General features: G+C 36.6%; 15 protein-coding genes. All 15 read left to right on the top strand.

All coding sequences use genetic code 11. From position 1 onward, the window contains the following. Positions 1-7 precede the first annotated feature (7 nt). Entirely contained in the window at positions 8-781 is a 774-nt protein-coding gene (locus DFR56_RS12095) for an SDR family NAD(P)-dependent oxidoreductase (protein ID WP_110395700.1), read from the top strand. 16 nt (positions 782-797) lie between these two features. Further along, positions 798-1,658 (top strand): fumarylacetoacetate hydrolase family protein, encoded by an 861-nt coding sequence (locus DFR56_RS12090; protein WP_110395800.1) that lies wholly within the window; start codon positions 798-800, stop codon positions 1,656-1,658. A gap of 600 nt (positions 1,659-2,258) precedes the next feature. Next, positions 2,259-3,194: an ABC transporter permease gene (locus DFR56_RS12085; protein WP_110395799.1), complete on the top strand. Its 936-nt coding sequence runs from the start codon at positions 2,259-2,261 to the stop codon at positions 3,192-3,194. Further along, entirely contained in the window at positions 3,191-4,138 is a 948-nt protein-coding gene (locus tag DFR56_RS12080; RefSeq protein ID WP_110395699.1) for an ABC transporter permease, read from the top strand. The genes DFR56_RS12085 and DFR56_RS12080 overlap by 4 nt, the downstream gene beginning before the upstream one ends. Before the next feature lie 8 nt (positions 4,139-4,146). After that, the gene (locus DFR56_RS12075; RefSeq protein WP_110395698.1) at positions 4,147-5,175 is read left to right on the top strand and encodes an ABC transporter ATP-binding protein; all 1,029 of its coding nucleotides are present in this window, start codon (positions 4,147-4,149) and stop codon (positions 5,173-5,175) included. Further along, entirely contained in the window at positions 5,172-6,806 is a 1,635-nt protein-coding gene (locus DFR56_RS12070) for a peptide ABC transporter substrate-binding protein (RefSeq protein WP_110395697.1), read from the top strand. Before DFR56_RS12075 ends, DFR56_RS12070 begins: the two co-directional genes overlap by 4 nt. Before the next feature lie 83 nt (positions 6,807-6,889). Then, positions 6,890-7,849, top strand: a complete 960-nt coding sequence (locus tag DFR56_RS12065) for an ABC transporter ATP-binding protein (protein ID WP_110395696.1) — start codon at positions 6,890-6,892, stop codon at positions 7,847-7,849. Between the two features lie 19 nt (positions 7,850-7,868). Then, positions 7,869-9,167, top strand: coding sequence for a serine hydrolase domain-containing protein (locus DFR56_RS12060; protein WP_158525623.1), 1,299 nt, complete (start codon positions 7,869-7,871; stop codon positions 9,165-9,167). A gap of 94 nt (positions 9,168-9,261) precedes the next feature. Continuing rightward, entirely contained in the window at positions 9,262-10,401 is a 1,140-nt protein-coding gene (gene tnpB, locus DFR56_RS12055; protein WP_110395694.1) for an IS200/IS605 family element RNA-guided endonuclease TnpB, read from the top strand. Positions 10,402-10,475: 74 nt separating this feature from the next. Then, positions 10,476-10,667, top strand: coding sequence for a hypothetical protein (locus DFR56_RS22980; RefSeq protein ID WP_211320627.1), 192 nt, complete (start codon positions 10,476-10,478; stop codon positions 10,665-10,667). 32 nt (positions 10,668-10,699) lie between these two features. Next, the gene (locus tag DFR56_RS22975; RefSeq protein ID WP_158525621.1) at positions 10,700-10,867 is read left to right on the top strand and encodes a hypothetical protein; all 168 of its coding nucleotides are present in this window, start codon (positions 10,700-10,702) and stop codon (positions 10,865-10,867) included. 844 nt (positions 10,868-11,711) lie between these two features. Beyond that, complete coding sequence (locus DFR56_RS12050) at positions 11,712-12,398, top strand: SurA N-terminal domain-containing protein (RefSeq protein ID WP_158525620.1); 687 nt, start codon at positions 11,712-11,714, stop codon at positions 12,396-12,398. A 124-nt stretch (positions 12,399-12,522) separates the two neighbouring features. Beyond that, positions 12,523-13,881 (top strand): branched-chain amino acid transport system II carrier protein, encoded by a 1,359-nt coding sequence (brnQ, locus tag DFR56_RS12045; protein WP_110395692.1) that lies wholly within the window; start codon positions 12,523-12,525, stop codon positions 13,879-13,881. Between the two features lie 72 nt (positions 13,882-13,953). Next, positions 13,954-14,655, top strand: coding sequence for a response regulator transcription factor (locus DFR56_RS12040; RefSeq protein ID WP_110395691.1), 702 nt, complete (start codon positions 13,954-13,956; stop codon positions 14,653-14,655). Next, positions 14,652-15,626, top strand: coding sequence for a sensor histidine kinase (locus DFR56_RS12035; protein WP_110395690.1), 975 nt, complete (start codon positions 14,652-14,654; stop codon positions 15,624-15,626). The genes DFR56_RS12040 and DFR56_RS12035 overlap by 4 nt, the downstream gene beginning before the upstream one ends. Positions 15,627-15,814 lie beyond the last annotated feature (188 nt).

Below are 15,814 nucleotides of genomic sequence, written 5' to 3'. Positions count from 1 at the left end.
AAAATAGATGCGGTTAAAAGATAAAGTTACGCTTATTACAGGTGCAGGTTCGGGAATTGGACGAGAAACTGCAATTCTATTTGCAACGCATGGTTCTTATATCGTAATAAATGACATTAATCAAGCGAATGCAGAGGAAACATTGCAACTGATTCAAGGAAAAGGTGGAAGTGGAGAAGTTGTTTTATTCGATGTAACCAATCATCAACAGGTTGAAGGAGCGGTTGCTAGAATCGTTGATCATAATCAAAAAATTGATATTCTTTTTAATAATGCTGGAATTCCGGGTGTAGGAGAAATACATGAAATTGAAGAAAGTTTTTGGAATAAAGTAGTTGCTGTAAATATAAATGGTGTATTTACTGTATCGAAATATGTACTTCCTTATATGATTGAACAACAAGAAGGTTCAATTATTAATATGTCTTCTTGTGTCGCGGAAATTGGACTTGCAAGAAGGGCACTTTATGCAGCGACAAAAGGTGCTGTATTATCCATGACAAAATCAATGCAAGTTGATTATGCAAAATACAATATAAAAGTAAATGCTCTACTTCCAGGTACCATCTATACTCCGTTTGTAGAACAATATTTAAGAGAATCATATGACGATATGGAAGAAGGATTAAAATCTGTTACGAATAGACAGTTAACAGAACAATTGGGAACTCCGCAAGATGTCGCTAAAGCAGCATTGTTTCTAGCTTCGGATGATGCGAAATTTATGATGGGTTCACCATTATATGTTGACGGTGGAGTCGTTTTTGGAAAAAACACATAAAAATAGGAGAGATATCATGAAGTTTTTAGTTCATCAAGAAAACAATGAAACGAAAGTAGCAATTAACGATAATGAGCGTGTAATCAATCTTGATCAACTCATTAATGATGCACAAATTAATGACATAAATTATGTCATTGCTAACATCGATGCAATTGAACAAAAGGTCGAACGTGCTAATGTAGAAGTAAAAACAAAAAATGCTGCGGATGTGCACTATTTGCCAGCGGTCGACCCTTCAACCATTATTTGTGTTGGATTAAATTATCGAAAGCATGCGGAAGAAACGAATGCACCAATTCCGGAGAGCCCAATTTTATTTAATAAATTTAAAAATACGATTAATGCACATAATGGTGTAGTACCTCTACCTAAAAAATCACAAGAGGTTGATTATGAAGTAGAACTTGGTATCGTTATCGGCAAACATTGTAAAGACGTTTCAGTAGATGAAGCATTACATTATGTAGCAGGCTATACGGCTGTGAATGATTTTTCAGCACGCGATCTTCAGATGAAAACACCGCAATGGATGTTAGGGAAAATCTCAGATGGTTTTTGTCCTGCAGGCCCAAATCTAGTAACGAAATCGACGATTACTGATCCGAACAACCTAACGCTTAAAACGACATTAAATGGTAAAGTGAGGCAAGACTCTAATACTTCAGATATGATTTTCTCTTGTGCTGAAATTGTTAGTTATCTTTCTGAGCATATGACGTTATCACCTGGAGATCTTATTTTAACAGGTACACCTGAAGGCGTTATTTTAGGAGATCCGGAAGGTGAACGTGTTTGGCTCAAAGATGGGGACGAATTAGTTGTTGAAATCGAAAAAATTGGTCAATTGAAAAATACGATGGTTGATGAAAAATAATCATGCGAATTGTCAAGTAGTTTTTCGTCCCGTCTATGACTAAATCCTTCACATAATCAATACGACTATTAGTTAAAAATGCAGTGAAAAATAAATTGTTTATTTGATTCCCCAGACCGACTGTAAAGTTTTCGGTTTGGGGAATTAATGTTATTGAGATTCTTGTTAGTTTATGCGTATTTCTTCCATGTTTACCCGTTATAAATGGCAACCTTCCTCCACCTTCCTCAAGTATGATACCTAAGAAATAAATTATGCAGTAACGAAGTTAGCAGCACCGTTTATTTCTGGTATTTGATAAGATTTAGAAACTTAAGAGCAATGTACTTAGATGTAAACATGTTTCTAAAGCAAACAAATAATCCAAGTAACCTGAGTATTGTCTCTTCACCCAACCTCATTCTATCAAGGCATTACTCTTCATTTCAGTATGCGAAAGTTGAGGATTAATTTGAAGAAAGTCTATCCCAACTTGTGTGATATATCTTTCCACTACAAACAATCATATATTTAATCTAGAAAGCATAACTATGAACAAGCAGCCATATTTCAAAATAGTACCATTTTCGCTTAGATTTAATCGAGTGGGGGTGAATGATGATGCTTGGCTATATAGTTAAACGCTTACTTATTATGATCATAACATTATGGATCATCGTTACACTAACATTTATTTTAATGGTAAGCATTCCAGGATCACCATTTAATAGTGAAAGAAGTTCAAATGAAATTGTACAAGCGAATTTAGAGGCGCATTATAATCTTGATAAACCATACTACATCCAGTATCTTCTTTACTTAAAATCGATTGCTACCTTTGATTTCGGGCCGTCAATCAAAAAGCCAGATCATTCAGTAAATGATTTACTAGGTAGGGGGTTTCCAATTTCCTTCGAACTAGGAATGATTACGATCATTGTTGCTGTACTATCAGGAATAACGTTAGGAGTCTTAGCAGCACTAGGTCATAACGGTTTGATTGACTATATGGCAATGGGGTATGCTGTTCTTGGAATATCAATTCCAAATTTTGTATTAGCGACATTACTCATCCAACAACTAGCTGTAAATACTGAAATCTTTCCTGTTGCCACTTGGTCAAGTCCTCTTCATATGGTATTACCTACACTTGCCCTTGCAACGGGACCAATGGCTATTATTGCTCGCTTAACAAGGTCGACAATGCTTGAAGTATTAACACAAGATTATATTAAGATGGCTCGTGCTAAAGGATTGGCTCCTTGGAAAATCATCGTGAAACATGCCTTGAAAAATGCATTAATGCCAGTTGTTACGATCATGGGTACTTTACTTGCTGGCATTTTAACAGGAACATTTGTCATTGAGCAAATTTTTGCCATTCCCGGGATGGGAAAATACTTTGTTGAGAGTATTAACCAACGAGACTATCCAGTAATTATGGGTACAACTGTTTTTTATAGTTCATTTTTAATCATCATGCTTTTTTTAGTTGATATTGCGTACAGCATTCTTGATCCACGTATCAAAGTCCATAGAAAGGAAGGAGAGGGATGAAATCAGTTCGTCAAGAGAATCCGACTACTAAAGTAGAGGATGAGTGGTTTCGATTTATTAGACAAAATAAACAAGCAGCCGAGATTGTTTACCGACCTTCCCTTTCATATTGGAAAGATGCATGGAGGCGACTAAGGAAAAATAAATTAGCAATGTTGGGTCTCCTTTTTCTTGTTTTATTAGCGACGATGGCCATTCTGGGACCAATTGTTTCTCCATATGAAGTAAATACACAAAACTTACCTGCACAATTTCAGCCACCTTCAGCTGAGCATTGGTTTGGCACTGATTCTGCAGGACGAGATGTTTTCACTCGTACTTGGTATGGAGCGCGCATTTCTTTATTCGTTGGATTAATGGCGGCATTCATTGATGTGGTAATCGGCATTATCTATGGAGGTATTTCTGGATATAAAGGTGGTCGAACGGATAATGTCATGATGCGAATCGTGGAAATTTTATATGGTCTTCCATATTTATTAGTTGTCATCTTACTGCTTGTCGTTTTAGGCCCAAGTTTATTTACGATTATTGTTGCATTAACCGTGACAGGATGGGTTGGAATGGCAAGAATTGTGCGGGGGCAAGTTTTGCAAATTAAAAATTACGAATTTGTGCTTGCATCTAAATCATATGGTGCGAAAACGTCGCGAATCATCCGAAAAAATCTTTTGCCAAATACGATGGGACCAATCATTGTGCAAATGACATTAACCGTACCATCAGCCATTTTTGCTGAAGCATTTCTAAGCTTTATCGGATTAGGTATCCAAGCGCCATATGCTAGTTGGGGAGTGATGGCAAGCGACTCTTTAGGTGCAATCTTATCGGGAAATTGGTGGACGTTGTTTTTTCCAGCTTTTTTTATATCTTTTACGATGTTTGCGTTTAATGTACTTGGTGATGGTCTACAAGATGCACTTGATCCGAAGCTAAGAAGGTAGGTGAAGCAATGGAGAAAATATTAGAAGTAAAAAACCTTCACGTCACTTTCACAACATATGGTGGGACAGTAAAAGCAGTCCGCGGTGTGAACTTTGATTTATTTAAAGGGGAGACACTCGCAATTGTCGGAGAGTCGGGATGTGGAAAAAGTGTCACTTCTAATGCCATTATGCGCTTAATTCCAACACCGCCAGGAGAAATCACGCAAGGAGAAATTATTTTTAATGGAGAAGATGTCACGAGCTTTTCTGAGAAAAAAATGCGCACTATTCGTGGAGTCGATATATCAATGATTTTTCAAGATCCAATGACCGCTCTTAACCCGACATTAACGATTGGCAATCAGTTAATGGAAGGTTTACGTCAACATCATAAAGTGACAAAAGAAACAGCTAGGAGAAAAGCATTGGAAATGATGGATCTAGTAGGTATTCCGAATCCAAAAGAAAGGTTGAATCAATATCCACACCAATTTAGTGGTGGGATGCGCCAACGGATCGTTATTGCCATTGCCTTAATATGTGAACCAGAATTACTCATTGCCGATGAACCGACAACGGCACTGGATGTAACAATTCAAGCCCAAATATTAGAGCTTTTTGACAAAATTCAACGAGAAACAAACGTTTCCATCATATTAATCACACATGATCTTGGTGTCGTTGCCAAAGTAGCTGACCGAATTGCAGTGATGTATGCTGGGAAATTGATTGAAACAGGCACAAAACGGGAGTTGTTTTATAACCCACAACATCCATATACGAAAGGGTTGTTACGATCAGTTCCACGACTAAATATGAAAGGAGAAGCGTTATCTCCTATTGATGGAACACCACCAGATTTATTTGCACCACCAAAAGGTTGTCCTTTTGCTGCGAGATGTGATTTTGCCATGGAAGTATGTGAAAGAGTCTATCCAGATGACTCGCTAAAAAGCGACACACATCGAGTAAACTGTTGGCTCCAAGATAAGCGAGCAGAACATCTTTTAGTTATTAATTACCGAAACGAAAATAGAGGAGGGGGAAAGCAATGAAAAAGTTTTTATTTTTATTGTTTGTGTTTGTTATTGGTTCCGTATTAATCGCTTGTACAGCGAATGAAGACGCGGGAAAAGAGCCAGAAGAAAAAGAAGATAATAGTGTGGAAGAAGCAAGTGATGAAAAGATTCTTCAATTAAATAATAGTGAAGAGCCAACTTCTTTAAATCCTTCCATCGGTTTTGATCAATTATCTTGGGACCCACTAAATAATTTAATGGAAGGGTTAACACGATTGGATGAGGGTTCACTCGCTGCACCAGGGGTAGCAGAGAAATGGGATATTTCTGATGATAAATTAACCTATACTTTTTATATTCGTGATGATGCTAACTGGTCAAACGGTGATCCGGTGACTGCAGCAGACTTTGAATATGCCTGGAAGTATATGTTAGACCCTGAAACGGCTTCTGAAGCGGCATTTTTAGCTTATGTTATTAAAGGTGGGGAAGCGTACAATAGTGATGAAGGTTCAGTTGATGATGTTGCTGTAAAGGCAATCGATGAAAAAACATTGGAAGTAATTTTAGAGGCACCAACAGGTTATTTTCTCGATCTATTAACAAATCCAGCGTTTTTCCCAATTAATCATCAGGTTGCCGAAGAAAATCCTAACTGGCATGCGGAAGCTGATTCATTCGTCGCCAATGGTCCATTCATGTTAGAGTCTTGGGAACATGATAAAGAGATGGTTTTTGCTAAAAATAAGGAGTACTGGGATACAGATGCTGTGAAATTAGATAAAGTACATTTTGCCATGGTAAATGATACAAATACACAATATCAAATGTTTGAAAGTGGGGAGCTTCATACAGCAGGCATTCCACCAGAACTTTCTGATGAACTGATCGATGGGGATAATGTATATATCGGTGAATCAGGTGGACTTGAATTTTATCGTTTCAATATAACGAAAGAACCTTTTCAAAATAAAAAGATTCGCCACGCATTTTCATCTGCGATTAATCGGGATGATATTGCCGAGTATGTCGTAAAAAATAAAGTGGAGCCCGCTTATGGCTTTGTTTCTCCTGGATTTACGACACCATCTGGGGAAGATTTCCGCGATGTCAATGGTGACCTAGTCTCTTTTGATCCAGAAAAAGCGAAACAGTTACTTGAAGAAGGAATGGAAGAAGAAGGATATGAGGAGCTTCCACCTGTAGTCTTAAATTATAATACATCGGATCTGAATAAGGCGGTAGCGGAAACGATCCAAGATATGTTGAAGGAAAACTTAGATATTAATGTTACATTGGAAAACCAAGAATGGGGTGTGTATGCAGAGGCACAAATCAATTTGGAGCTCCATTTTTCACGTAGTTCCTTTCTTAATGATTATAATGACCCTGTTAACTTACTTGAAAGTTTTATTACCGACTCTTATATGAACCGAACTGGTTGGTCCAATGAAGAATATGATGCGCTAATTGCCAAAGGGAAATCAGAAGCAGATGAAGAAAAACGTTGGGAAGCCCTTTTTGAAGCGGAAAAATTACTTGCTGAAGAACTAGTCGTAATTCCAATTCGATTCTATAACACAGTTGTTTTAGAAGCAGATGGGGTGTCAGGTATTTTACGTCATCCAGTCGGATATTTTGATTTGAAATATGCTGATGTAGAGTAAATCTATTTGGAAAAAAGGAGTAGGAATTAAAAAAACTTACTCCTTTTTGGATTCCTAGTATCGTGCACGGAGGTGAATATCGGGTGAGTAATAAAATTTTGGAAGTACAACAATTAAAAAAATATTTTTCTGTCGGCAAAAAGCAAACATTACAAGCAGTTAATGGAGTTAGTTTTGATGTGGAAAAAGGAGAAACATTTGGGCTAGTTGGTGAATCGGGGTGTGGAAAATCTACTATCGGTCGAACGATCATGGGGCTCTATCATAAAACAGCTGGGAATGTTATTTTTAAAGGGGATAATATCCATTCGTTTACAGAGAAAGAGAGATTTGCATTCTACCGTGACATGCAAATGATTTTTCAGGATCCATATGCATCATTAAATCCGCGCTCCACTGTACGTGAAGTGATCGCTGAACCAATGGAAGTACATGGTATCTATAAAAAGAAGCGGGAACAAGTAGAAAGAGTATATCGACTATTAGAAGAAGTTGGATTAAGTAGGGACCATGCCAATCGTTATCCACATGAGTTTAGCGGAGGACAGCGTCAAAGAATAGGAATTGCCCGGGCACTCGCTTTAGAACCGAGTTTCATTATTGCGGATGAACCAATCTCAGCTTTAGATGTCTCCATCCAAGCACAAGTTGTTAATCTGCTAAAGAAATTGCAAGCCGAAAAAGGATTAACTTATCTATTCATCGCACATGATTTATCGATGGTAAAACAGATTTCCAACCGGATTGGGGTCATGTATTTAGGGAATTTAGTAGAACTAACTGAAAGTACTATCTTGTATGATTCTCCGTTACACCCATATACCGAGGCTCTTCTATCGGCGATTCCAATACCAGACCCTGATATTGAGGAAAAAAGAGAGCGAATTATTTTACATGGAGAACTTCCAAGCCCAATTCACCCACCAACTGGTTGCGTGTTTCGAACCCGTTGTCCGAAGGTGATGGATATTTGCAAAAAGCAAAAACCAACTTGGCAAGCAGTGAAGAAAAATCACTATGTTGCCTGTCATTTATACGAATGAAAATGTACAGGAGGGAAAGATGATTCAATATCAAAAATTTGAGCAAACAGCGTTAAAGCTATTAGAAAAGTATCAAGTACCAGGGTGTATGATCGCAATTGCTAAAGAAGGTCAATTAAAGTATGAAGGAACTTTTGGTTATCGAAATAAGGAAAAGAAAGCATTAATCACACGTCATACCGTATTTGGTCTGGCTTCCATTACAAAGTCATTCACATGTGTGGCGATTATGCAGCTTAGAGAAAAGGGAAAACTAGACATTCATGCACCAGTAGTTAGCTATTTACCTATATTTAGCGTGAAAAATGTAGCAGATGTAAAGCAAATTACCATTTATCACTTTATGACACATACATCAGGATTACCTCCACTCCCTTCATTAGATCGTGCAATGGTTCGGAAAAGAAATGATGAATCGATGATCGATTTTCTTGAAGAAGATGGAAAAAAGCGCTTAGTAACATACGATGATTTGCTAGAAGCTATTTCGGATATAAAACTTTTTGCAAGACCTGGTGAATGTTTCAGCTATTCAAATGATGCTTATGGATTACTTGGTGCCATTATTGAACAGGTTAGTGGAATGACATATGAACAATATATCATGGAAAATATTATCAAGCCGTGTGGGATGGAACGTACCTTCTTTCATTTTGATGATGATAAATCAGATCAAAATATTACAACATGCTATGAAAAAAGTGAAGAGAATCAATTGATTTATGCTGTACAAGATTGGTGGGATGCACCGCCAATGAGGGCAACAGGTTTTTTAAAATCAACTGCAAACGATATGATTACTTATTCTACCTTGTTTTTAACGAAAGGAGTTGTAAATGGTGCTCGAATATTGAGTGAAGAAAGTATAGAACAAATCATACATCCCTATATAAAAAAGGATCCAGAAAAATTTTATGGCTTCGGGTTAACCATTACTCCAAACTATTTTGGCAAAACACTAGCCGATCACGGTGGTAGTTTACAATCTATCTCTTCTAAGTTTGCAATGATTCTGGAAGAAGGGGTAAGTGCCATTGTGTTATCAAATTTATCAGGATTTCCCGCTTCAAAATTAATGGAGCATGTATTAAATGCTTATTTTGAAAGAGATTTAGATGCTACTTATCTGACAAGTGAAAAATATATAGTAGATCTTGAAAAGCTAGCATTATATTGTGGAACGTATCAATCTGGAGAAAGAATGGACATCGTTTTGAGCGCTAAAAACGGAACGCTAACTTTTTCATATAAAGGTGAAATGTATCCGATTCATTTTATAAGAATGTCCAGAACACCCGCGATTTCAATCGTAGGATGAATGGACGCCAGGGAGCTATAAATCTAATCTCAAATTCGTTTGCAAACACATGTTCCGTAAAGTATAATGAAAGTATAAAAACGAGGTGGATCATGTGTTGAAACATAAAGCCTATAAATTTCGGATCTATCCCAATAAATACCAAGAAAAACTAATTGCTAAAACAATTGGCTGTGCAAGATTTGTGTATAATCATTTCCTTCATCGATGGAATACGACATTCGCTGAGACTGGAAAGGGATTATCGTACAATCAATGTTCTGCCATGCTTCCTAAAATGAAAAGGGTAGAAGAAACGGAGTGGTTAAAAGAGGTTGATAGCATTGCCCTTCAGTCCTCCTTGAAAAACCTCGCTGATTCTTTTTCTCGTTTCTTTAACAAACAAAACGAAAGACCCCGATTCAAAAGTAAGATGCATCCTGTTCAGTCCTACACTACAAAACACGTCAATCAAAATATCTCTATTGATGGTAACCTCCTAAAACTTCCTAAAATTGGGCATGTACCATTCGCCGAAAGCCGGAAACTTCATGGGCGTATACTTCAAGCGACCATTCGCAAAAAACCAAGTGGAAAATACTTTGTATCTATTCTTTGTGAAGAAAAGATACACGACTTTCCTAAAACCGAATCAGCCATCGGTATTGACTTAGGCATCTTAGACTTCGCTGTTCTTTCTGATGGTCAAAAAGTCGATAATGACAGATTCACTTCCAAAATGGAAAAGAAACTCAAACGGGAACAACGTAAACTATCTCGGCGTGCTTTGCTTGCCAAAAAGAGAGGAATCAATCTGTTTGAAGCAAAGAATTACCAGAAACAAAAACGTAAAGTTGCGAGACTCCATGAAAAAGTGATGAACCAGCGTACCGATTTCCTAAATAAGTTAAGTACAGATATAATCAAAAACCACGATATTATCTGTATCGAAGATTTACATACAAAAGGTATGTTGAAAAACCGTAAACTAGCCAAAAGTATTTCTGATGTATCTTGGTCCAGCTTCGTTTCCAAATTACAGTACAAAGCTGAATGGTATGGGAAAACAATTGTCAAAATTGATAGGTGGTATCCATCCAGCCAGATCTGTTCAGAATGTGGGCATCAAGATGCAAAGAAAGCCCTTAGCATCCGAGAATGGATGTGCATTACTTGTCACACAAACCATGATCGTGATATCAACGCTAGCAAAAACATCTTGGTTGAAGGGCTAAGGAAACTATCCCTAACGTAAAAAGGAAAATAATCAAGAACCGCAGGAACTGCGGAGATAGCTTGGTGTATAAGAGAAACCACTGTGGGTAGTGTATGCCACCGCTCTCAAGTATGCTCTGTTCCCAAGAATCTCGTGACTTTAGTCATGAGAGGTTCAAACGTGAAAATGTATTTTATGCTTTTATCGATGACGTTACTGAACCTGTTGAAATTTTAGTAGACGAAAACGGAATTGCTAAAGCATTATCTATTTTTCACCGAATCGTTCCGAAAAAGTCGTTGTAAGACTATTTTCTACGTAAAAAAGGATGTGGAGGATGGTTCAATTAAAGCAAAAACTAGAAACGTTACTTAGCAAAGCAAAAGAAAATGGGGCAATTACATTTACAGATTTAGATCATCATGAAAGCCTTCATATGGAACATTGGTATGCATCTGTAAGTATCATAAACTTCGACCATAGAAGGAGCTCCTTCAAGTGTTGAAAAAGATCTCGTAAACTTGGAGGATATGATTCAAACAAAAAAAATATGGAATCACCGAGAATCATTGCTTATTAAGATCAAAATGTGTGAGAAGCATGGCGCGGTATTCATGCTTGTTTAAATCTTAGCCTAACAGCATCTGACCCACTTTATGGATAGGAGACGGGTTCTATCATCCTATTAGCTTTTCGCCCTCATTCTCCCTTGAAGGTCGTCCTAAATTCAACGTTGGATGTTCTTGACCTCATAATGGGATAAGTGTTCTTCTGTTAAACTTGCTCGAAATTCCACAATGTGGCGGTTTAATACCTACCCGGAATTTTCCTTTGTACAGATCTAAGTTTACCCAAATAATAGAAAAAAGACATTCGAGACAACTAGTGTTAAGACTTTGAATAGGATAATTGAATAGAACTAAACGGGGTTGTCCGGAAATGCTGGTAATTTCAAGCCAGAATCCGTGAGACTCCTGTGGGAAAAGCAAGCGGATTCTGACTTAAAATTTAAAACGCCACACAAACAACCTAGTTTTGTGCTGTTTCCATTTATTGATTTTTCAAGAAAGAAATATCATTGTATGATTTTCATGTTTTTTTCTTCGCTTCAAAAATAACTTGGTAAAAACGGTAAACTTAAAGTACAGATCATTTAATATTTAAGCTAAATTATAGTATAATTTAAGAGTTAGAGATCTTGAAGTTATCCATAATCTTAGGCAACATAGTAGGACAGGCCTATACAATTGTCAAAAATTTGTACGATAAATTTAGCTTGTATTACTTGATTACAACTAAATAATTATGTTTGAATGGAGATACACTGTTTAAAAGGGGATTTTAAAAAAATGAAAAAATTTGTCATTGGGTTGCTCGTCTGTTTGTTTATGATCGTTCTTGTTGCTTGTGGAGATGATGAGAAAAAGGAAAAAGAGGTAGAGGAAGCGGCTGGCCCTAAACTAGAAATAACGGATGAAGAAAAAATAGATGATAACGAAATTGTCGCAATTATTAATGGTGATGATGTAAAGGGGACAACCTATAATTTAGTTTATTCCCAATTAAAACTTCATGCTGGACAATTTGATAAAGATATAGATGTGGAAGAAATAAAAAATGCTACAATGGATTCGATCATTGATCGACAATTACTAATCCAACAGGCAAAAGAAGAAGGAATTGAAATAACAGATGAAACAGCAAATAGTGAGTTTGATACATTAAAATCAGAAAATGGGGATGCTCTTTCAACCTTACTAGAACAATATCAACTAACGGAATCCGGTTTTAAAGAACAACTAAAATTTGAACTAACAATGAATGAATTTGTGGAAAAAGCAATTAAAGTTTCTGTGACGGATCAAGAGTTAGAAGATTATTATGATCAGGCAAAAGAGGGTAATGAAGCAATCCCTGAATTTGATGAAATTAAAGAACAATTAAAAGCCCAGTTATTACAACAGAAGACAGAAGAAGAATTGCAAGCAAAGATTGATAAAGTAAAAGAAAAAGCAGAGATAGAAAAGAAAATTTAACGTTATGGCGCAAATCATTTTGCGTCTTATTCTCTTTTAATGAGGAATTGCCTGAAAAATAGAGCAATCAAACTTGGAATGTTAGCACAATATTTACTAAAAGTTAGAAAGTGGGAGGGTCATCATGAAGAACAAACTTACTTTTTCTTCTCATGTGGCAATTGGGTCTATGTTATTTGCATTATTTTTTGGAGCAGGGAATTTAATTTTTCCAGCACAACTTGGACAATATGCAGGAACAAATATTTGGCCTGCGGTCATTGGATTTTTAATAACGGGTGTTGGCTTACCATTACTCGGAATTTTAGCCATGGGCTTTTCAGGTAGCAAAAACTTACAAGAATTATCAAGTAGAGTCCACCCAATATATGGAGTCTTTTTTACTGCACTGCTTTATTTAACGATTGGACCATTTTTTGCTGCACCTAGAACTGGAACTGTTGCATACGAAGTTGGAATTGCACCGTTTATTGGAGAAGGAAATGAAAAAATTGGTCTGCTCATTTTTTCGATCATCTTTTTTGCAATCGCCTTTTTATTTTCCATGTTTCCGGCAAAACTTGTCGATAATGTCGGGAAAATTTTAGCGCCAGCGCTCGTTGTATTACTTGCTGTTTTATTACTTGCAGCAGTGTTCAATCCGATGGGAGCAATTCAATCACCGGAAGAGGCATATCAAAGTGGAGCTTTTGTAAAGGGATTTTTGGAAGGCTATAATACGATGGATGCTTTAGCTTCGTTAGTATTCGGAATCATTATTATTACTGTTATTCGGTCTATGGGTGTTACAGCAAAAGGACAAATTTTTACCGAAGCAGCTAAATCAGGAATTATTGCCATTATTTTATTAGGAGTTATTTACGTTGGTATTGGGTTTCTTGGAGCAACAAGTACATCTGTTTTAGGAATATTTGATACAGGTGGCCCTGTTCTTAGTGGAGCCGCTGGCCATTATTTTGGTACGTTCGGAAATGTCATGTTAGCGGTCGTCATTATTCTTGCCTGTTTAACGACAGCGATCGGACTTATTACAGCGAATGCGGAATATTTTAATACATTATTTCCTTCTATTAGTTATAAAGCATTAGTCGTCTTTTTCTCTTTATTAACATTTATTATTGCGAATTTCGGACTAGCAAATATTATTACGTATTCAATCCCGGTATTAATGTTCCTATATCCACTGGCAATTGTATTAATGTTACTAACATTTCTGTCACCGTTGTTTAACCATTCGCAAATTGTTTATGTTGCAACAATAGCGGTAACATTTTTAATTAGTATTTTTGACGGTTTAAAAGCATTATGTAGTTCACTTGAAATTGAATATTTTAGTTGGATGGAGCCTGTTCTTCATTTTTATAAAACTGTTCTTCCGCTTTATAATGAAGGGCTTGGTTGGCTACTTCCAGCTGTTATCGTCATCATTATTACAGGAATCATTGCAAAGTTTCAAAAAACAGACGTTACACAAAAAGCGTGAAATAAGTATTTAACATACATCTTATTGCTATATAATAGTAAATAAGATGTATTTTTTATGGAGGAAATAACAATGCAAAAAATTTTAATTGTAGAAGATGACGCCAAAATTGCTGAGCATTTAGATAGAGAAGTTAAAAAGTATGGGTATGAGGTGTCCACTGTAAAGGATTTCTCAGCTTTGATGAATGACTTTCACTCGATTAAGCCTCATCTCGTCTTACTCGATATAAATTTGCCGAGTTATGACGGGTTTTATTGGTGTAGACAAATTCGGCAAGTTTCTACATGTCCTGTCATTTTTATCTCGGCACGAACGGGGGAAATGGATCAAGTAATGGCACTGGAAAATGGGGGAGATGACTTTATTACGAAACCATTTTCACCCGAAATTGTGATGGCTAAAATAAGGAGTCAATTGAGACGAGCTTATGGAGAATATGCGAGTATGAGTACAGAGAGAGTTGTTGAGCAAGCCGGATTACAACTCTATTTGGAACGATTGGAAATCCATTATAAAGGTCAAAAAATTTCTATTACGAAAAACGAAGCTGATATTATTGAATCATTAATGGAAAGATTCCCAAGGGTTGCTGGACGTGAAGCATTGCTAGAAAAAATTTGGGATGATCAAACATTCGTTGATGAAAATACGTTGAATGTAAATATTACACGAGTCCGGAAAAAGTTAGCTGAAATCGGCATAAAAGATGCTATCGAAACAGTACGTGGAGTTGGATATAGACTTCATACTACTTGGGAGTCAGTAGAATGAAATTGTTTTTAAGAGAACATGTTCTATTGATCATTGTACAAATCATTCAGTTTATCACGATAGCCGGGATTTTTTGGCTAGCTGGTTTTCGTCATATCCAAATAGCTATGTATAGTATTTTTCTTAGTTTGTTTTTTCTATTTTGTTATCTTGCTTATCATTATGTCAGCCGGCGTCAATTTTACCATCGACTTTCTACTCCTATTAGGTCGCTTGACGAATCATTACAAGAATTAGATCATGTAGCGATCGCAACGGAACTAAATGAATTATTAAAATCACAATATAGTACTTATCAGAATCAATTAATGGAAATGAATAAGGCACAAGAAGAACATTTGATTTTTATGGATCGATGGATTCACCAAATGAAAACACCGCTTTCTGTTCTAGAATTAATGGCAGAAGATCTAGACGAGCCAGCTGCTTCTAGTTTTCGAGAAGAAACAGATCGCTTGAAAACAGGTTTAAATATGGTCCTTTATATGGCAAGGCTTCGGACGATTGAACAAGACTTTCATATAAAACGAGTATCCCTGTTAAAAATAGTCCAAGAAGTAAATCGAGATAATAAACGGCTCTTTATTCGAAATCATATTTTTCCACAAGTAAAAGAATTACAAGAAGGGATTACCGTTGAAACAGACGAAAAATGGTTGTTTTTTATGATGACACAATTCATCCATAATGCGGTGAAATATTCAGCAGGAAAGTCCAGTCATATTGATATCATCATTAACAAAAGATTTGGGCATACGGTTCTTGAAATAACGGATTCTGGCATCGGCATATCAGATGCAGATATTAAACGTGTTTTTGATGCGTTTTACACTGGGGAAAATGGCCGAAAGTTTAGAGAATCAACGGGGGTAGGACTTTTTTTAGTAAAAGAGGTTGCCAAGTATTTGGGGCATAAAATAGAAGTGGAGTCAACAGAAGGGAAAGGCTCCACTTTTAGGATTGTTTTCTAAAAGGTTGTTCAAAAAGTCCGGCAAAAATGACACTTCGCATTTCTTTGGCAGTTAAGAAAGTATCAATCCTTTCTTACTGCATAAGCGTAACTAAGGCATTTGCAGTGGCTAATGCAAAGTTTCCTAATTGGCTTGCTTTTACGCTACTCACGTATTAAAATGCATACGCTCCGTTTCTTGGAAAAGAA

Origin of the sequence: Pseudogracilibacillus auburnensis, from assembly GCF_003201975.1 — a bacterium.
Taxonomy (GTDB): domain Bacteria; phylum Bacillota; class Bacilli; order Bacillales; family Amphibacillaceae; genus Pseudogracilibacillus; species Pseudogracilibacillus auburnensis.
The sequence above is the reverse complement of the archived record's forward strand: the minus strand, read 5'-3'. Positions and strand labels throughout refer to the sequence as shown.